Below are 17,753 nucleotides of genomic sequence, written 5' to 3'. Positions count from 1 at the left end.
TCTCGCGATGTCTTTGGCGGAGCTTCCATTTCTTTTCGTTCCACCACGATGTTCGTTCTCTTGCAGCTGCATCAGGATTTGAATTCATTGGAAGAAAGAGGTGGCATGATGGGGATCTCCCGGCGCGATTTTCTGATGCGAGTAGGGCAGGTGGGTGGCTATAGTGCCGCGTTTGCAACGATGCAGTCTCTCGGGCTGATGCCGATGAAGGGTGCGCAGGCGGAGCCGATTCAGGCGGCAGCTGGGTCGGGCAAGGGCGTAAAGGTGGTGGTGCTGGGTGGTGGGATCGGCGGCCTGGTTTCAGCTTATGAGCTGCAGAAGCTGGGATATGAAGTGACTCTGCTGGAGGCACGCGAACGACCGGGTGGGCGCAACTGGACCGGACGCGCCGGGCAGGAGGTTTGCTTCTGCGATGGAAGCAAACAGGCGATCAAGTGGGAAGAGGGAAACTATCAGAACCTTGGACCGGCGCGGCTGCCGAGCACCCACTGGACGATGTTGGGATATTGTCGCGAGCTCGGCGTTCCGATGGAGGTGGAGATCAATACGTCGCGCTCCACACTGCTTCAGAACGACCGGGCGAATGATGGGAAGCCAGTACCGCAGAGGAAGGCGATCAACGATACGCGGGGGCATGTTTCGGAGCTGCTGTCGAAGTGTGTTGCCCATGGCGCGCTGGACTCGGAGTTGAGCAAAGAAGATCGCGAGCGGATGACGGCGTTTCTGAAAGTGTATGGACCGCTGGACGATAAGGGTGCGTATGTTGGGTCGGAGCGGGCTGGATATAAGACGGCGCCGGGCGCCGGGGCACAGGTGGGGGTGGCGGAGATGCCGCTGGATATGCGGGTGCTGCTGGATGAGGACTTCTGGTATGACCTGTTCATCGAAGAAGATTGGGACTGGCAGGCAACGATGATGCAGCCGGTGGGCGGGATGGACCGGATACCGTATGCGTTTGCGAAGGCGCTGGGACCGGTGGTGCAGTACAACTCACCTGTGACGGAGATTCGGAAGACGTCGAACGGTGTTCGCGTGATGTATACGCAGGGCGGCGCGACGAAGCAGGTGGAGGCTGCTTACTGCATTACGGCGTTGCCGTTTTCGATGCTGAAGAAGATCCCTAATGATCTGTCGCCGACGTTCAAGAAGGTAGTGGACGAGAGCACGATGGGCGGGGCGTACAAAATTGCGTGGGAGAGCAGAAGGTTCTGGGAGCAGGACTACAACATCTATGGTGGGCTTTCGTATCTGATGCAGGGGCCAAGCCCGATCTGGTATCCGTCGTCGCGGCTGATGCACCCGACGGGTGTGGTGGTGTCGGGTTATTCGGATGAGCTGGATACACCGTTTTACAACTTGACGCTGGAGGAGAAGTTTAAGGCGTCGCGGGCGTCGATTGAGAAGATTCACCCGGGGCATGGGAGTGAGCTGAAGAACCCCGTGTTCTGCGGGTGGAGCCGGGTGCCGTGGAATGAGGGCTCCTGGATTAGTCAATATGGCGGCGGGAAAAGCGGGTATGACGTGATCATCCAGGCGGATGGGCCGATCTACTTTGCTGGCGATACGGCGAGCCACATTGTCGGATGGCAGGAGGGTGCGGCGCTGAGCGCGCGCCGTGCGGTGGGGATGATCTCCGATAAGGTGAAGTCTGCGAGACTTGCCGGGGCTGCTAGCGCGGTGCTTGGATAGTTTTTTCTGGAAGCATAGGGAGTGATTGATGAAGATTAAGCTTGGTGTGATGGCAGCAGCGTTGATGGCTGTTGCGTGTGGAGTGCAGGCACAAGTTGTCGTGAAGCATCTGCAGCCGAATGAGAAGTCGCCTATCGCGAATGGTGTGTGGGCTGGAGACACGCTTTATTTGAGCGGGCAGCTGGCGTCGCCTGTGACGCCTGCCGATGAGACGAAGGGGACTGCCGCGGTTTATGGCGATACAAAGACGCAGGCGATGAGCGCGCTGAACAAGATTCAGGCGCTGTTGAAAGAGCAAGGGCTGGATATGAAGGACGTCGTGAAGATGACGGTGTTTCTGGCGGGTGATCCGGATAAGGGTGGCAAGCTGGATTTCCCGGGGCTTCAGGCGGCGTATACGCAGTTCTTTGGCACGAAGGATCAGCCGAATAAGCCGGCGAGGAGCGCGTTTCAAGTAGCGGCGCTGGCCGCTCCGTGGGCGCTGATTGAGATAGAAGTGATTGCGGTGAGAGGGAAGTAACGACACACGTCGGACGGCGGGAGGGTAGAGGCTTCTCTCAGGAAGACATTACACTCCCGTTGCGGTAGGGCGATTTTTCCAAGGCATAGAGCGCGGCGGGTAAGCATACGGCCGGCACGGTCTTTACGAGACGGCCGGCCCGTGTTTTCGAAGATCTACCTGAGATGCTGCCAGGCGTCGAAGGTGAAGATGCCGATGATGCCCGCGGTCATGACCGCAGCCGCAACACCAAAGACGCGGACGAACGGCGCGATCTTGGTTACTTTACGGACGATCTCGGTCTGTATCTGTTGTTCGTGAGTCGCGTTTTCACTGAGGAAGAGCTGGTCCTCTTCATAGCGGGTGAGCTGTCCCTTGTAGGCGAGTAGCGCGAGGAAACAGGCCGAAAATACCGCCCAGACGATTAGGAGAACAGGTAAAGCGCTCATAGCGGTTCCTCCGCCCTGTGACAGGGCCGACGTTTTTTCGGGCGGTCCGTGTGCCGATTCTTGCGAGTTATGTGTCTTTGGTAACGGGCCGTCCGTCGCAATGATACGCTCTGGGACTATTGATGGAACAGGGTTTTTCGAAGGGGAGACTAAGTTATAACGAGGCTGGAATGTTAGTGGTGAAAGGCCCAGCGGATGGCCAGAAACGCAATGGTTGCAACTACGGCGAGCACCGTAGACAGCATGATGAAGATGAACCACGCTGCACGATTTGCGGCCCTGGGTGAGGGCTGGGTGATGCCCATGGTGTTGATGAAGGCGTTCGAGATGAAGAGGAGAAGCTTCACGTTAGGTTGGATGGAGGGTCTAGTGGAATGGTAGCAGGATTCTTAGGCAGGCTGCTGAATCGGACTGGGCTGCGGCGCATCCTATGCAATGAGCACTTGCCGGAGCAGAGGCAGGCGCATACACTTAAAGATGTCTGAATGAGACAAGGAGATTTGCCGATGTCGACTGCTACTGTTACCCCTGAAGTCGTTGTTGGAGCACCTGCTTCGACTACGCCTGTGACTTTGACTCCGGCCGCGATCAACAAGGTTCGGGAGATCATGGCGACGCAGACTCCGGTTCCCGCTGGGCTTCGGATCGGTGTGGTTGGTGGTGGATGTTCGGGTTTCCAGTACTCCATGTCGTTTGAAAATCAGAGCGGAATGATGGACAAGGTCTATAAGTTCGAGGATCTAAAGGTGTTTGTGGACGCGACCTCAGCTATGTACCTGCAGAATTGCACGGTGGACTATGTGGAGACGCTTGAGGCCGCCGGGTTCAAGTTCGAGAATGCCGCGGTGAAGAGCACCTGCGGTTGCGGATCGAGCTTCAGCGTTTAGTTTTTTTGGGATTTGGTTTAGAAAAAAAGCCCCGGTGGTTGCCGGGGCTTTTTTGCGTCCTTTGGGGCGTTTTTGGGGGTGGTTTTAGGAAAAGTGGTGGTTTGGACGCGGTGTTTTTGTGGTGAGATCGTGGTGTTTTGCGTGGTGGATGTGGTGGCTTGGCATCGGTTTGGCGGACAACGAAAAATGCGCCAACTTTTTCAGATTTATTTTTGAGGACGTGAGGGAGGGTTCGCGAGTTCGAGGACGAAGTCGAGGAAGGCGCGAAGTTTGGCGGGTGGAAGGTGGCGGGAGGGGTAGAGGGCGAAGAGGGGGAATCTCTCGTCGGGCCAGTTGGGGAAGATATCGATAAGATCACCGCGGTCGAGTTCGGTCTGGACTGAGAGGGCGAGAACCTGGGCGATTCCTGCTCCGGCGACGCAGGCCCCGAGGAAGGTGTAGGGGTCGGAGAGCATGAGACGGCCTGAGGTCTTGATGGGGACGATCCTGCGGCCGCGATGGAACTCCCACTCGTAGGGCTGGTTGGTTCGTGGATCTCGGAATTGGAGGCAGTGGTGTTTTGCCAGATCGGTGGGCTTCTCTGGGCGTCCCTGCCTGGCGAGATACGATGGGGCCGCGACGGTGACGATGTGGGTTTCGAGGAGTTTGCGTGCGACGAGTGATGAGGAGGGCGGTTCGCCGAAGCGGACAGCCAGATCAAAGCCTTCGGAGACGAGGTCGCCCAACTCTGGGCGGGTGAGGAGCTCGAGCGAGACCTCGGGGTAGCGGTCGAGAAAGCCGCCCAGATGCGGGGCGAGGAGAAGGCTGGAGAAGAGCGGGTCCATGTTGACGCGGAGGCGGCCACGGACGGTGGCGGAAGATCCGGAGGCGAAGGTGACAGCGTCGGCGATGCCGGTGAGGAGAGGGCTGGTCTCTTCGTAGAGGCGGCGGCCTTCGGCGGTCAGGGTGAGGGAGCGGGTGGTGCGGTCGAGCAGACGAACGCCGACGCGGGATTCGAGGCGGGCGATGGAGCGACTGACGGCTGGCTGAGTGATGCCGAGAGCCTCAGCTGCGCGGATGAAACTACCCCCTTCGACAACTGCCATGAGCACACTGATGCCGCTTAGCAGGCGATCATTCGGAGCATTGGAGGGTGTCATTTTATTCATAACTGCTGGTAATGATTCTAGTTCTGTTTATGTATGAATAGTCATTTTGATTTTCCCATCCTATATGCGGATCTGATTTTGATTCCTCAAGGAGATTGACCATGTTTGCAGTGATGGGAGTAACGGGTAATGTCGGCGGTGAGATGGCAAGAACTCTGCTGGCTGCGAAGAAGTCTGTGCGTGCGATCGTGCGCGATGCCAAGAAGGGTGAGGAGTGGGCGAGGCTTGGATGCGAGATCGCGGTTGCTGATTTGAATGATGTGAAGTCACTGACTGCAGCGTTTCAGGGAGTTGATGGCGTGTTTACGATGCTTCCGCCGATATACGATCCGACGCCTGGTTTCGCGGAACATATGGCGATGTCGAAGGTTTTGACGGAGGCTTTGAAGTCTGTGCGCCCGAAGAGGGTGGTGCATCTTTCGACGATTGGAGCACAGGCGACTGAGCAGAATCTGCTGTCACTGCATACGATCCTCGAGAGGATGCTGGGAGAGGTGTCCCTGCCGATGACGATTCTGCGTCCGGGCTGGTTTATGGAGAACTCAGCGCATAATGTTGTCTCTGCCCGTGACCAAGGCGTGATTTATAGCTTCCTGACTCCGGCTGATAAGGGGTTTCCGTTTATCGCGACCGCGGATATCGCGCAGCTTGGCGCTGAGTTGTTGCAGGAGGTATGGAGCGGGCATCGCGTGGTGGAGTTGACTGGGCCGCGCCCTGTATCGCCGAATGACCTGGCTGCTGGATTTGCAAAGGTGCTGGAGCGTCCGATTGCGGTGGAGATTCTTCCGCGTGAGGAGTGGGAGGCGCTGTCTCGTTCGCAGGGGATGAAGAATCCGACGCCGTGGATGCGAATGCTCGATGGATTCAATGAAGGCTGGATTGAATTTGAGAGACCCGCGGAGGTGCGGAAGGGCAAGGTTGAGTTGGAGACAGTTTTGAAGGGCCTGGTAGAAAAGGCTGCCGTATAAGACCGGAAGACTCACGGTCAGGGATTTGACCGCTTACTCGGTCCTCAGGGCTTGCATGGGATCGATCTTGAGAGCGCGAAGGGCGGGGATGGCGCAGGCGGCGACGGCGGTGAGCAGAAGACTGCCAATCATGGCGGCGAAGACGACTGGATCGTAGGGGCTGGTTCCGAAGAGGATCGACCGTATGAGCGTTCCGACGACTGCGCCGCCTGCGAGGCCGATGAGGAGGCCGAGGAAGACGGGACGCAGGCCGTCTAGAAGAATGAGGCGCAGGACCTGGGAGCGCTGGGCGCCGAGGGCGATGCGGATGCCGATCTCCGTGATGCGCTGCGAGATGAGATACGAGAGGACGCCATAAAGTCCGATGGCGGCGAGAAGCAGCGAGAGCAGGGCGAAGGCGAGTGTGAGAGTAGCGCTGAAGCTCTGGCTGGCGGTGGTCTTGCCGAGGATCTGTTGCATGGTGAGAACGTCGTAGACGGGAAGCGAAGGATCGAGCGCGGCCACTTGTTTCTGCACGGGAACAGAGAGGAGGAGTGGATCACCGGGGGTGCGCACCATGATGGTGGAGCTGCTGACCTGGTTGGGAAGGCCGGACAGGACAGGGAAGTACATGGTGGGTTTGATGGGCTCGGCGACGTCGTAGACCGTGTCGCCGACTACTCCGATGATCTCGTAGTTTTCCGGCTCTGGAACGTCCCAGCTTACCCGGATATGCCGGCCGATGGGGTTATCGCCGGAGAAGTATTGGTCGGCGAGTTTTTTACTGATGACGATGTAGTGATCGCGGGTGAGACGCTCTTGATTGGTGAAGACGCGGCCGCTGAGGAGTGGAATCTGCATGACCTTGAAGTATTCGGGATCGGCGGAACGATAGATGGCGTCGTCTTGCAGGACGGAGGCGGCTGGCGGGTGCTCGGGGATGGTGAAGACGTCGTCGCCTTCGTAGCCTCCTCCGGGAGGAGTGGAGACGAGGGCTGCAGAAATGACTCCGGGTAGGCGTCGCACTTTTTCGAGCAGAGACTCATGGAAGGCTACGACCTTTTCCCTGGTGTTGTACTGATTCTCCGGCAGGCCGTATTTGATGGTGAGGACACGATCGGTGACGCAGCCAAGATCGGTGGTTCTGAGATGCATGAAGCTTTTGAAGAGGAGGCCGGCGGAGAAGAGCAGGATGACGGTGAGCGCGATTTCAACTGCGAGGAGAGTTTTGCGTATTGTTGCGCGCGAGGTGCTGCCCCCGATGGATCGCGAGGACTCCTGAAGGACTCCGAAGGCCATCTTTCCGGTTGCTGAGATGGCGGGCAGCAGACCTGCCAACAACGCCGTTAAGACGACGAGACCCATGGAGAAGGCGAGGACGGGGACGTCCATCCGCACCACCTCGGCGCGGGGCAGCGCGTCCCAGTGCGTTGCGAGCCAGTGGGTTGTGAGAGCAGAGATTGCCAGTCCGAGTACACCTCCGGCGGTGCAGATCAACAGGCTTTCGGTCATCAGTTCGCGGATGAGGGTGAGACGTGTGCCGCCCAGGGCGCCGCGCACTGCGATCTCTTTGCGCCGGGCCGCGCTGCGTGCGACGAAGAGGTTGGAGACGTTGAGACAGGCGATGAGCAACATGCACCCGACGGCGCAAAAGAGGACGGTGAGTGGAGTCTTTATGTCGAGGACTACGTCGTCGATCATGGGCCGGGAGACGGCGCTTTCTGCGACGGGCTTCGACGCGTTGGCCAGATGCAGTTGGTACTGCAGAGCGCTGACTTGTGCGAGCGCCGATGTGGCGGTGACTCCAGGCTTGAGCCTGGCGATGACGAGGCTTTGATGATTGTCGTGCGCGTCGTATTGGCGTGCGGTGAGGGTTTGTGCGTAGGGCACCCAGACCTGGGTCTTCGAATCGGGATAGGTGAACGAGGCGGGGAGGACGCCGATGACCGTGTACGGATTGCTGTCGAGACGAACCTGTTTGCCTACGATGGAGGCGTCTCCGGCAAAGCGCCTTTGAAAGATGTTCCAGGTGAGCAGGACAACGTGGTTGGCACCGACCTGATCTTCTTCGGGGGTGAAGGAGCGGCCGTGGGCCATCTGAATACCGAGGAGAGGAAAGAGATTCCAGGAGCCGCCTGCGGCCTTGACGACCTCGGGTAGTTCGGCGTGTTCGCCGGCGAGATTGAAGCCATACTCGCGCCATGCGGCCATGTCCTGATAGCCGTTGGTGTGCGCACGCCAGTCGCGGAAGTCGCCGGGTGCGACGACGTTGAATCCATCGCCGAGCTGGTTGTCGTGAAAGTGCTCGTAGACCATGACGAGATTGTTGGGATCGTGGAAGGGCAGAGGCTTGAGCAGGACGGCGCGCACGATGGTGAACAGCGAGGTGGTGGCGCCGATGCCGAGGGCCATGACGAGGACGGCGACGATGGCGAAGCCGGGAGAGCGGACGAGGGTTCGGGCGCCGTATCGGACGTCGCGGGTGAACTTTTCCAGCCAGCTCCAACTCCAGGTGGAACGCGCCTGATCGTGAAGCAGGGTTGGATTGCCAAAGGTGCGCAAGGCGGCGGAGCGGGCCTGATCCGGGGCCATTCCGGCGGCTATGTTTTCGGCGATCTGCTGGTCGAGGTGAAACTGCATCTCCTGGTCGAGACGAGCTGTTTCGGAGCTGCGGCGGAAGAGCATCAACATGGCCATGCGGAGACGTTGGATCCAGCGCATTTGTACCTCCGTTGTTATACGTTCTCGACCACCAAGTTGATGGCGTTGGAGAGCCTGCTCCAGCTTTCCTTTTCACGCTCCAACTGGGTGCGTCCGGCGGCGGTGAGGGAGTAGAACTTGGCCTGTCGGCCGGTTTCGGTCTCGCTCCATTTGGCGCGTATCCATGCCTGCTGCTCGAGGCGGTGGAGAGCGGGATAGAGGGAGCCCTGTTGGACCTGGAGGACCTCGTTCGAGATCTGCTGGATGCGTTTGGCGATGGCCCAGCCGTGCATCGGCTCGAGTGCGATGGTTTTGAGGATGAGGAGGTCTAACGTGCCCTGCACGAGATCGCTTGGCTTACCCATACTATGACTATCTACACAAGGCTATTGTAGATAGTCAACAATTATTTTCTTTTGGGTTGGTGCGCAGGATGGAGCGCCGCCGGATAGGGTTCCGGCGTGTTGAGGTGAGTGATTTTGACTGCTAGTGCGTATCCTGGGGGGCGAGCGTGCCGTCCGACCAGTGGCCAACTCGGAGGAGAAAGATGGTCATGCGGTCTTCGGGGACATTGCCGGCAATCGTGGGCACCCCGGCCAGATTCGCTCCCCAGCTTTGAGTTGCGTCGCCCGGGACATACCACATCATGTGCGGATGCCAGTGCGTGTCATCGTCGCTTAAATACTGCTGCTTTGACATCATGTAGCACATCGCATTCGGCTCCAGCGTGGGTAGTTCCTTTTTGTCGAGTGCCGCTTTGAGCGTCTGCGCGATTTCCGTCTTTGACTTTCCTGCCAGCACGAGTTTGGTCTTGAGCAGGACAATAGGCAGATAGGTCTTTGCGGCGGGCGCATTCAAGCAGTGAGGGGCTTGAACTTTGGGGTTCCAGAACTCCGGATCGTCCGTGGACTTGGCCCATGACCGCTCTACCAGACAGACGAAGCCATTGCTGCCCTTGACTGCGGTCGTGTAGCCCTGCTGCGAGAGCACAAGCACCTCCGCTCCGTCCGAGATGGATGCGGGGGCAGCACTGCGAGCGAGCTCGATCTCGGAGGTTTTCTCCGGGATGAGGTACTGATCGAGAGGAGCGGCGACGGGATAGGGAGCCGCCGGCGCCTGCGCTCGTGCCTGCCAGGGGGTGCCGGGGACGACAAATTGCACAGTGACGAGTAAGGCGATGAGACTGATCAGCTTCTTCGGCATGGAGTTCTCCAGTGCACGTATTTTCAGCTTCAGGCCCGCACATACCGGCCTCCGGTATGGCAAAACAGCTATGGTGCGGATAGTAGACCACGGAACCAACGTCGATCTACATAGTCTCTGACGCGAAGGCTCAGGGTTTGTGAGCCGCGCGAGTTCGCAAGTTTTCAGGCGACTGAGGGTACGAGTGGCGGCGCTTCGAGTACGGTGGCGGATTCGACTTCGGTGGCGAGGCGCGTGATCGTGAGGACGGTGAGGTCGTCTTCCTGACCGAAGTCTACGGCGGCCTCGGTGGCCTGCTTGGCGTCGGGACTGGTGGCGACGAGTTGCTGGAGGCGGTCGAAGCCGAAGAGTTCGCCGTCGAGGTTGCGGGCTTCGAGGAGACCGTCGGTGTAGAGGGTGAGGCGGTCTCCGACTTCGAGTTGAATCGTTGTCTCTTCGTACCTGGCTGACGGGACGAGGCCGAGAGTGAGCGCGGCGGGAAGATGAAGCTCGTTCTGGTTGAGATAAGGCGGAAGATGGCCGGCGTTGGCGAAGGTGCAGAGGCCATCGGGTTCGAGACGGAGGATGAGGCAGGTGACGAATCCGTTTTGCAGGCGGTTGTGCAGGCGGCGATTGAGACCGGAGAGGATGTCGGCTGGATCGGTGAACATCTCGGCGAGGGTGCGGGAGCCTTGCTGGGAGGCGATGCGGACGACGGAGATCATTCGGTGAAGAAGGCAAAGAAGGCGACGAGCCATGTGGCGAAGCTATGGCGCTTTTTGAAGGCGAAGGGGATCAGGATCAGTGGGAACACTGGAGCTGGAGACCGTGCTGAAGACGCTGGTCGAACGCGCCGTTTCCTGAGAGGGCGAGTTACTCGTAGGTCAGGAGCGCGGGTAACTCGTCGAGAGCTCTGCGAAAGGCCTTGGTATCACCAAGGACGCGGCCAACGATGAGGGACCCTTCGATCTGGATGATTGCCTGCTCGGCTCTTTTGCGCGCCTCGGCGCTGGGCAGGCCGCTCTCTTTTGCTATGTCGGTGAAGGCTTTGATCCAGGCCTGGAGTGCGCCTTTGAGTGCGTCGGCAAGCACGGGGCTGCCGCCAGCGAGGGAGAGCACCTCGAAGGCGCAGGGGAGGGTGCCGTCGGCATAACAGGCTCGTAGCTGCTCGATGGCGGCGCGAAGTTTTTTGCGGGGATCTCCCGGCTCCTTGAGAGGCTCGAAGACATTCTGCCGCAGCCATGCGTGCGTTCCTTCGGCGACCGCCAACGCGATCTGCTCCTTTCCTCCGGGGAAGCGGTGGTACAGGCTTGCCTTTTCCAGTCCTGTCGCCTCCGAGAGGCGTGCGAGGCTGGTTCCCTCGAAGCCGTATGTGCGAAATACTCCTGCAGACCGGACGAGCAGCTCCTGATCGCTTACGGTGGAGTGTGCCATGTTGAATCTCCCTTCGCTTCGACCTTCTTCGTTCCCACTTCTTTAGAGTATCCCGATCGTTCGTTCGCTTCATTTTCGGTGCATTTGTAAATTTATAAAATTCTTTTGCAACTTTACCGATCGTTCGGTATCAAACGAGGTGAGTCAGAAGTTTAGGCTTGCAGTTCATTCGAACCAACGAGGAGAATTTCTATGTCGCGTCTTTCCGCTATCGATCCAAATGTTGCAACCGGTAAGGCAAAGGATCTGCTCACTGCTGTCCACGGTGCTCTCGGGATCGTGCCCAATATGACCAAGGTCATGGTGAACTCGCCTGCTGTTCTGGAGGGTTATCTGGGGTTGAGTGGTGCTTTGAGCCACAGTCTGCTGGATGCCAAGACTCGGGAGCAGCTTGCCCTGGTGACCGCGCAGGAAAACCATTGTGATTATTGCCTCTCGGCTCATTCGGCTATCGGGAAGATGGTTGGCCTGACGTCGGAGCAAATTGGCGAGGCCCGCAGCGGGCATGGTCAAGATGCGCGCGCTACCGCGGCGTTAACGTTTGCGCGTCGTGTTCTGGAGACTCGTGGAGAGATAAGCGATGAGGATCTTGCTGCGGTTCGCGTGGCCGGCTTCAATGATGGCGAGGTAGCCGAGATTATTGCTCACGTCGCGTTGAACGTGCTGACGAACTACTTCAACAATGCGGCGCAGGTCGAGATTGATTTTCCGAAGGTCTCGTTTGCCAAGGCAGGCTGACGATCGGTCGAGTTGGCGCAGCCCGCGTATCGGCAGAAGTTCTCCAGTGCGCGGGCTGCATAGTTCTGGCCCGTGCTCCGCGAAAGCTTAGTGGCCTTCTGGAGCTTTGGCGGGTGCTTTGAAGCTTTTGGTGAGCAGGACCAGTGGGGCTGCGATGAGGGTGATGACGCCGATGATGTGGAAGCAGTCCATGAAGGCGAGGAGCTGGGTTTGGGCGTGGAGCTGGTCGTAGACGCGTCCGTAGGCTGCGGTGACGGCGTCGGCTGCTGACATGCCGTGGGATTGCAGGTAGGCGGCAGTCTGGTGGATGTTCTGCTGGAGAGCGCCGTTCGAGGCTGCGATGTTTGAGCCTACGCGCTCCTGATGGAAGTTCTGGCGGCGCTCGGACATGGTGGTGATGAAGGCGATGCCGAAGCTGCCGCCCCAGTTGCGGAAGAAGTTGGTGAGCGATGAGGCTTTGTTGTTTTGCGCCGGGCTGAGCTGCGAGTAGGCGATGACCGAGAGCGGCACGAAGAAGAAGCCGTAGCCGAGACCCTGGAGCGCGCGGGCGAGGGCGTAATGCTTGTAGTCGGTGTCGAGGTTGAAGTGGCTGTAATGGAGGAAGGACATGCCGACGATCATGACGGCTCCGAAGAGCAGGATGCGGGGCTTGACGATGCCTCGTTGAACCAGCTGCGCGCCTACGGGGGCGAGGAAGGTGATGACTAAGGCTCCCGGCCCAAGTACCAGACCGGCGTCGATGGCGCGGTAGCCGTAGAGGGACTGGAGGAGCTGCGGGATCATGGTGGTGGAGGCGAAGAGGCCGAAGCCGAAGACGAAGTAGAAGAAGTTGGCGAGGGCGAAGTTGCGGACCTTGAGGAGGCGGAAGTCGATGATGGGATCGGGGACGTGAAGCTCCCAAAAGACTGCGGCGGTGAGGCAGGAGATGCCGATGACGAACATCGTGATGATAAAGCGGGAGCCGAACCAGTCGTCGATCTGGCCGCGGTCGAGGAGGACTTCGAGGGCAGCGGAGCCGAGGCCGACGAGGGCGATGCCGATGCCGTCGACGCGGAGTTTTCCTGGCTTTCCGTTAACCGCTGGGCCGCGGACGGTCTTGCGCTCTTCGGCGTAGGCGGGTGGGTCGTGGACGAAGCGGTTGGTGAGGAAGAGGGAGAGCAGGCCGACGGGGATGTTGATGAAGAAGACCCAGCGCCAGTTGTAGTTGTCGGTGATCCAGCCGCCTAGGACGGGGCCGATGGCCGGGGCAGTGACGATGGCGACGGTGTAGAGGGCGAAGGCGGAGGCGCGTTTGGCGGGGGGGAAGGCGTCTACGAGGATGGCCTGTTCGACCGGGGCGAGGCCGCCGCCGCCGATGCCTTGCAGGACGCGCGAGAGGAGCATGATCCCGAGGGTGGGAGCGATGCCGCAGAAGAACGATGTGATGGTGAAGAGGGCGACGCAGGCCATGTAGTAGGTCTTGCGGCCGAAGACGCGGGAGAGCCACGCGGACATCGGCAGGACGACGGCGTTGGCGACGAGGTAGGTGGTGAGGATCCAGGTGACCTCGTCGTAGGAGCGGCCGAGACCGCCGGCGATGTAGGGGAGCGAGACGTTGGCGATGGAGGTGTCGAGCAGCTCCATGAAGGTGGCCAGGGTGACGGTGAGGGCGACGACCCAGGGGTTGATGACGGGGCGGCGGGGGGCTTGAGCGACTTTTTTAGACTTTGGCGGGGCGACCTGGACTGGTTCAATGAGGGTGGCGGTGGCCATGGATGTGTCGATCTCCTCCCGAACCGCTGATAGGGCCTCTCAAAAAAGAGACTGAACGGTTTCTTTAAGCATCTGATTCATGAGAGGCGCTGCACGATTCGTTTTTCCTGCTGTAGGATTTCGAAGCGGGCGGCACAGCGAGGCTAAAGGTATGGGAAAAGGTGAGTTGACGCGGCAGAGAATCATCGAGGAGGCGGCTCCGATCTTCAATCAGAGGGGTTTTGCGGGGTGCTCGATGCAGGACGTGCTGGATGCGACGGGGTTGGAGAAGGGTGGGGTTTATCGTCACTTCGAGAGCAAGGAGGAGCTTGCGGCGGAGGCGTTTCGGTATGCGTGGGCGCGGGTGGCCAAGGCGCGGCGTGAAGGGCAGGATGCGATTCCGGGGGCAGTGGAGAAGCTGAAGTACTCGGTGAGGCGGTTTGCGGAGACTCCGGGGATCTTTCCGGGGGGATGCCCGCTGATGAATACGGCGATCGATGCGGATGATGGGAATCCGTTGCTGCGCAGCCTGGTGTGCGCGGCGATGAAGGAGTGGAAGGCGCGGCTTGCGAGCATTGTGGAGGAAGGGATCGAGGGTGGGGAGATTCGGGGAGAGGTAGAGCCGCGGCGGGTTGCGAACACGATTATTGCGACGCTGGAGGGAGCGCTGATGATCAGCCGGCTGGAGGGGAATCGGACTGCGGTGCAGGATGCGCGGGAGTCGCTTGAGATGATGTTGGGCGGGATCGAGGCTGCTTCGTAGGGCAGTTCGAGACAAGTAAAATCCCCGGTGATCCCGGGGATTTTTTATGGGTTGATTTTTAGGAACGATTCTTTTCTGCGCGACCGATCACTGCACGGTCACTTGAAAGTTGATTGCGTGTGAGAGGTTGCCAGAGGAGTCTGCGGTGGTTACGGTGATGGTCTGGGCGCCGGCTGGGGTGCCCGGATTGGTGACGGGGTTGGAAGGCGAGGAAGAGCTGCAGCCAGAGAAAGTAAACAGGCCTGCAGCTAGTAAGAGTGTGAACAACATTGCGCGCGCGAAGCGACGGTTGAGTCCGCGGGTGCGGCGGGGAGAGAAGGCCAGAAAGAGAAGGCTGGCCCACGCAACACCTTGCAGCGGAACGGAGAGTCTGCGCAGGAAGGCGGTGGTTGGCGCGGTGGTTGTGATGGTGAGGGTTGAAGTTGCCGCGCCGCTCGATGGGGTTACAGAGGAGGGGGCGAAGGTGCAGCCGACGCCGGTGGGCAGCGTGCCGCAGGAGAATTTCACCGTGCCGGTGTAGCCACCCACAGGGGTGACGGTGAGAGTGGTGGTGGCAGACTGTCCGGCCTTGATCGTTGCGGAGGACGGGGAAGCGGTGATGGTGTAGTCCGGCGCGGCGACCGTTACTGTGACTGGTGTGGAGGCGCTGCCGAGGTTGGCAACGTCGCCGGCGTAGGTTGCTGTAACGGCAAAACTGCCGGTGGCAGTGAAGGCGAAGGGTAGCGTCGCCACTCCGTTGATGAGTGAGGTGGTGCCGAGCGTTGCGGTTGACGAGGCGAATGTAACTTTACCGGTTGGGTTGAGACCAGTGACCGACGCCGTGAAGGTGAGTTGCTGGTTAGTTCCGGCGCTGCCTGCAGAGACGGAGAGGGTGGTGGTGGAATTTACGGGAGCGACGAAGATCGAGACTGCGTTGGAGGAGCTTGGAGTATTGTTAGCGTCTCCGGGGTAGTTGGCGATGACGGGATAGGTGCCGGCCGCCGCGAAGGAAGTGGCGAGAGCGGCGGTGCCGTTGGTGATAGCTGCTGTTCCGAGTGCTTTGCCGTTGGTGATGAAGGAGACTGTGCCGGTTGGGCTGGCTCCGGTGACCGTTGCTGTGAGGGTGAGCTGCTGGCCGGGCGCTGCGCTGGTTGAGGAGGCCGCGAGTGTGGTCTTCGAGGGAAGAGGAGCCGGAGCGGTTGGAGCGGGGTTGAGCTGGTTAAGGAGAGATATGGTTGCACCACCTGCTGTGTAGACGTAGTCGAGCGTATGATCGCCTGGCAGACTGGGCGCTTGAGCATTAAGTCGAGCCAGCATCGAGAAGCCTGTACTAATTAGAGGATAGGTATTCTCAAGAACGAAGTTACCTGTACCGTCTCCTAAAAACACCGCAAGAACTCCAGGCTGCCCATAAGGAAAAGATTGCAGGAGCAGATCCGGGTGGCCATCTGCGTTGACATCCCCAATTGACGCTAACGGGGAGGCGCCATAAGGAAAGGTGCCCGTGAGGTCGGGAGTGTAAAACGGTGTTGTCTGAAATGTCCCATCCCCATTTCCAGCATATAAGCTAACACCGGTAGGGCCGTTATTGTAGACCACCAGATCCGGTTTTCCGTCGCCATTCAAATCGCTGAGAGAGATGGCGTTTCCGGCGATGCTTAGAGGTTGGCGGTTGAAGGTGCCATCGCCATTGCCCAGGAGAGTGGAGTTGTCCCAGATGATATCGAGGATGCCGTCTCCGTTCAGGTCGGCTATGAGTATTGGTGAAACGAGGGAGTTCGGTATTTGTTGCGCTAGTTCGACCGGAGCGGCGAAATTTCCGGCTCCATTGCCTGCAAGATAGTAGAGAGTCTCATAGGGATAGGCTCTTGAAGAAGGGGTGGTATAGACGATGTCTAGATTTCCGTCGCCGTTGAAGTCTCCTACGACGGTAGCTCCTACCCCAGGAACGGGTATCTGTAACTCATTGACGATGGGCTGGAAGGTACCGTTTCCGTTCCCCGCCAGAAATTCTACCTGGGCATTGCCACTAGGTGTTACGCCCGGAAAGAAGAGGACATCTTCCTTCCCATCTCCGTTGAAGTCCCCTACCGTAGTTGGGCCAGCGAAAGGATTGGGGGAAACTTGAGTTCGGCTTACCACAGTAAAGCTGCCATCGCCGCGTCCTAGAGCTACGATCAAGTTGCCGGACTCGTCGGTGGAAAGCACATCTGTGAGTCCGTCGGCGTTTAGATCAGCCACCGCTTGGTAGTTCGAGCCCAGCAACGTAGCTCTGGGGCCCTGAAAGGTGCCGTTGCCGTTTCCTGCAAGGACGATGGACTCGACATTGGATTGGAAGTAAAGGTTGGTAATTCCATTATCAGCTGTCTCAGGTATGGCAAAGTTGGAGACGCCGTAGCTCTCCCCAAGAGTCAGACCTCCAGCCCCGTCGTTGAGGGCAATAGTCGTCACGTTGCCAATGAGAGCGAGATTTGTAATGTTGCTGGCATTCGTATTCTGGAAGGGAACGATGTATAGGTACTTTACTGTTGGGTCGAGCGCCAGGCTGCTTCCGTTCGTCAACGTTCCACTTGAGTCGCCAAGCAAGACCTGGAGCGATGACGTCGGGGTCTGAGGATTCGGTCCAAGGTAGGCAACGTCGGTCAACCCGTCGCGGTTGAAATCCCCGACGACAAAAGCTGTCCCTGTGCTCGCCGTAGTGAGTTGTGGCGTGTTCAGCGTTCCATCACCGTTTCCGTAATAGATCGCAATTTGCGTGTAGCCTGCGATGATGTCCTGCTTGCCATCGCCATTGAAGTCACCAGCGTTGATGGTAGACAGAGATACACCTGACGGCGCGGGATAGAGCTTAGGCGAAGAGAGCGATCCTGGTTTGCCGACGCCCTGATTGAGAAGTACGCCCACATTCACCGTATCTGCGACAACGGCGATATCGAGGTAACCGTCTCCGTTTAGATCGACTGCGGTGATTCCGCTAAGCGCGCTCGAAGGGACCGGGTAGTAGGACGCTGTTTGAAAGGTACCGTCCCCATTCCCTAGCATTACACCGACGTACGCACCTGAACATGAAAAGGCAAGGTCAATCTTGTTGTCATTATTCAAATCCGTTGCCAAAACGAATTGCGGGGAGCATGACAGTGGGATGCTTGTAAGAGTTGGAGATGACGCCGGGCCGTTGTTCAGTCTTAGGCCCATCGCGTTGATACCGTTTGGAGTGGCCTCATCAATTCGTCCATCGCCATTGAAGTCTCCGAATGCGCCGGTGGCTGTTGGGAAGAGTGCGAAGTTGTACGGAAGCGTTGGGTAGATGGGTTTTTGAGTCTGAGCGACGGCGGGAAGGGTGAGGAATGGGGCGATCAGGAGGACGAGGAGTGATCGGGCTCCGGAGGGGGTCTTGAACCAAGAGGTCGCAGTCATTTGTGGCATGTCCTTCAAAGATGCTCAGCGGGAAGAGGTTTGTGGATCTCGTACCGTGCTTGTATGTGCGAGTCGGTGCCACCTGCGAATCTCACCGGAGGTGACCCGGAATGTCACACCAGATCATACAAGAGCGCAGTTGCCTGGTCGTAGAGGATCTTGTGAACTGTTTGGGGGATGGAGAAGGTGT

General features: G+C 58.8%; 16 protein-coding genes. 6 read left to right on the top strand and 10 right to left on the bottom strand.

Annotated features, from left to right (window positions below; all coding sequences use genetic code 11):
* Window positions 1-105 precede the first annotated feature (105 nt).
* Entirely contained in the window at window positions 106-1,689 is a 1,584-nt protein-coding gene (locus HDF12_RS16150; RefSeq protein WP_306458033.1) for a flavin monoamine oxidase family protein, read from the top strand.
* Window positions 1,690-1,717: 28 nt separating this feature from the next.
* Window positions 1,718-2,209, top strand: coding sequence for a RidA family protein (locus HDF12_RS16145; protein WP_179585020.1), 492 nt, complete (start codon window positions 1,718-1,720; stop codon window positions 2,207-2,209).
* A 155-nt stretch (window positions 2,210-2,364) separates the two neighbouring features.
* On the opposite strand, the gene HDF12_RS16140 is transcribed toward HDF12_RS16145, so the two are convergent.
* Together HDF12_RS16140 and HDF12_RS16135 are read right to left on the bottom strand one after the other, a co-directional pair.
* Window positions 2,365-2,637 carry a hypothetical protein gene (locus tag HDF12_RS16140; RefSeq protein WP_179585018.1) on the bottom strand — a complete coding sequence of 91 codons (273 nt, stop codon included), beginning with the start codon at window positions 2,635-2,637 and terminating at the stop codon, window positions 2,365-2,367.
* A gap of 173 nt (window positions 2,638-2,810) precedes the next feature.
* Entirely contained in the window at window positions 2,811-2,984 is a 174-nt protein-coding gene (locus HDF12_RS16135; RefSeq protein WP_179585016.1) for a hypothetical protein, read from the bottom strand.
* A gap of 159 nt (window positions 2,985-3,143) precedes the next feature.
* Between HDF12_RS16135 and HDF12_RS16130 the strand changes: the two genes are divergently transcribed.
* The gene (locus HDF12_RS16130; RefSeq protein ID WP_179585014.1) at window positions 3,144-3,524 is read left to right on the top strand and encodes a HesB/IscA family protein; all 381 of its coding nucleotides are present in this window, start codon (window positions 3,144-3,146) and stop codon (window positions 3,522-3,524) included.
* Between the two features lie 206 nt (window positions 3,525-3,730).
* Here HDF12_RS16130 and HDF12_RS16125 read toward each other — a convergent pair whose 3' ends face one another.
* Complete coding sequence (locus tag HDF12_RS16125) at window positions 3,731-4,672, bottom strand: LysR family transcriptional regulator (RefSeq protein WP_257025700.1); 942 nt, start codon at window positions 4,670-4,672, stop codon at window positions 3,731-3,733.
* Window positions 4,673-4,773: 101 nt separating this feature from the next.
* Between HDF12_RS16125 and HDF12_RS16120 the strand changes: the two genes are divergently transcribed.
* Window positions 4,774-5,640, top strand: a complete 867-nt coding sequence (locus HDF12_RS16120; protein WP_179585013.1) for an NmrA family NAD(P)-binding protein — start codon at window positions 4,774-4,776, stop codon at window positions 5,638-5,640.
* Between the two features lie 33 nt (window positions 5,641-5,673).
* Here the strand turns inward: HDF12_RS16120 and HDF12_RS16115 are convergent, their stop codons facing one another.
* The 5 genes from HDF12_RS16115 to HDF12_RS16095 form a co-directional block, all read right to left on the bottom strand.
* Entirely contained in the window at window positions 5,674-8,340 is a 2,667-nt protein-coding gene (locus tag HDF12_RS16115) for an ABC transporter permease (RefSeq protein ID WP_179585011.1), read from the bottom strand.
* 14 nt (window positions 8,341-8,354) lie between these two features.
* Window positions 8,355-8,684 (bottom strand): PadR family transcriptional regulator, encoded by a 330-nt coding sequence (locus HDF12_RS16110; RefSeq protein WP_179585009.1) that lies wholly within the window; start codon window positions 8,682-8,684, stop codon window positions 8,355-8,357.
* A 121-nt stretch (window positions 8,685-8,805) separates the two neighbouring features.
* A complete protein-coding gene (locus HDF12_RS16105) occupies window positions 8,806-9,522 on the bottom strand; it encodes a hypothetical protein (RefSeq protein ID WP_218892484.1) in 717 nt (238 codons plus the stop codon).
* Between the two features lie 164 nt (window positions 9,523-9,686).
* A complete protein-coding gene (locus tag HDF12_RS16100) occupies window positions 9,687-10,259 on the bottom strand; it encodes a PP2C family protein-serine/threonine phosphatase (protein ID WP_179585007.1) in 573 nt (190 codons plus the stop codon).
* Between the two features lie 115 nt (window positions 10,260-10,374).
* The gene (locus tag HDF12_RS16095) at window positions 10,375-10,935 is read right to left on the bottom strand and encodes a TetR/AcrR family transcriptional regulator (RefSeq protein WP_179585005.1); all 561 of its coding nucleotides are present in this window, start codon (window positions 10,933-10,935) and stop codon (window positions 10,375-10,377) included.
* A gap of 192 nt (window positions 10,936-11,127) precedes the next feature.
* On the opposite strand from HDF12_RS16095, the gene HDF12_RS16090 reads away from it, so the two are divergent.
* Complete coding sequence (locus tag HDF12_RS16090) at window positions 11,128-11,673, top strand: carboxymuconolactone decarboxylase family protein (protein ID WP_179585003.1); 546 nt, start codon at window positions 11,128-11,130, stop codon at window positions 11,671-11,673.
* 87 nt (window positions 11,674-11,760) lie between these two features.
* Here HDF12_RS16090 and HDF12_RS16085 read toward each other — a convergent pair whose 3' ends face one another.
* Complete coding sequence (locus HDF12_RS16085) at window positions 11,761-13,425, bottom strand: DHA2 family efflux MFS transporter permease subunit (RefSeq protein WP_179585001.1); 1,665 nt, start codon at window positions 13,423-13,425, stop codon at window positions 11,761-11,763.
* A gap of 151 nt (window positions 13,426-13,576) precedes the next feature.
* On the opposite strand from HDF12_RS16085, the gene HDF12_RS16080 reads away from it, so the two are divergent.
* The gene (locus tag HDF12_RS16080; protein ID WP_179584999.1) at window positions 13,577-14,167 is read left to right on the top strand and encodes a TetR/AcrR family transcriptional regulator; all 591 of its coding nucleotides are present in this window, start codon (window positions 13,577-13,579) and stop codon (window positions 14,165-14,167) included.
* An 87-nt stretch (window positions 14,168-14,254) separates the two neighbouring features.
* On the opposite strand, the gene HDF12_RS16075 is transcribed toward HDF12_RS16080, so the two are convergent.
* Window positions 14,255-17,563, bottom strand: a complete 3,309-nt coding sequence (locus HDF12_RS16075) for an FG-GAP-like repeat-containing protein (protein ID WP_179584997.1) — start codon at window positions 17,561-17,563, stop codon at window positions 14,255-14,257.
* Between the last annotated feature and the right edge of the window lie 190 nt (window positions 17,564-17,753).

Source organism: Tunturiibacter gelidiferens (assembly GCF_013410115.1).
Classification (GTDB): domain Bacteria; phylum Acidobacteriota; class Terriglobia; order Terriglobales; family Acidobacteriaceae; genus Edaphobacter; species Edaphobacter gelidiferens.
This window is presented reverse-complemented; position numbering and strand designations above follow the sequence as displayed.

Bases quoted from the DNA above. Each gene is read 5' to 3' on its own strand.
- HDF12_RS16150 (WP_306458033.1), top strand. From the start codon at position 106: ATGATGGGGATCTCCCGGCGCGATTTTCTGATGCGAGTAGGGCAGGTG.
- HDF12_RS16145 (WP_179585020.1), top strand. From the start codon at position 1,718: ATGAAGATTAAGCTTGGTGTGATGGCAGCAGCGTTGATGGCTGTTGCG.
- HDF12_RS16140 (WP_179585018.1), bottom strand. From the start codon at position 2,637: ATGAGCGCTTTACCTGTTCTCCTAATCGTCTGGGCGGTATTTTCGGCC.
- HDF12_RS16130 (WP_179585014.1), top strand. From the start codon at position 3,144: ATGTCGACTGCTACTGTTACCCCTGAAGTCGTTGTTGGAGCACCTGCT.
- HDF12_RS16125 (WP_257025700.1), bottom strand. From the start codon at position 4,672: ATGAATAAAATGACACCCTCCAATGCTCCGAATGATCGCCTGCTAAGC.
- HDF12_RS16120 (WP_179585013.1), top strand. From the start codon at position 4,774: ATGTTTGCAGTGATGGGAGTAACGGGTAATGTCGGCGGTGAGATGGCA.
- HDF12_RS16115 (WP_179585011.1), bottom strand. From the start codon at position 8,340: ATGCGCTGGATCCAACGTCTCCGCATGGCCATGTTGATGCTCTTCCGC.
- HDF12_RS16110 (WP_179585009.1), bottom strand. From the start codon at position 8,684: ATGGGTAAGCCAAGCGATCTCGTGCAGGGCACGTTAGACCTCCTCATC.
- HDF12_RS16105 (WP_218892484.1), bottom strand. From the start codon at position 9,522: ATGCCGAAGAAGCTGATCAGTCTCATCGCCTTACTCGTCACTGTGCAA.
- HDF12_RS16100 (WP_179585007.1), bottom strand. From the start codon at position 10,259: ATGGCTCGTCGCCTTCTTTGCCTTCTTCACCGAATGATCTCCGTCGTC.
- HDF12_RS16095 (WP_179585005.1), bottom strand. From the start codon at position 10,935: ATGGCACACTCCACCGTAAGCGATCAGGAGCTGCTCGTCCGGTCTGCA.
- HDF12_RS16090 (WP_179585003.1), top strand. From the start codon at position 11,128: ATGTCGCGTCTTTCCGCTATCGATCCAAATGTTGCAACCGGTAAGGCA.
- HDF12_RS16085 (WP_179585001.1), bottom strand. From the start codon at position 13,425: ATGGCCACCGCCACCCTCATTGAACCAGTCCAGGTCGCCCCGCCAAAG.
- HDF12_RS16080 (WP_179584999.1), top strand. From the start codon at position 13,577: ATGGGAAAAGGTGAGTTGACGCGGCAGAGAATCATCGAGGAGGCGGCT.
- HDF12_RS16075 (WP_179584997.1), bottom strand. From the start codon at position 17,563: ATGACTGCGACCTCTTGGTTCAAGACCCCCTCCGGAGCCCGATCACTC.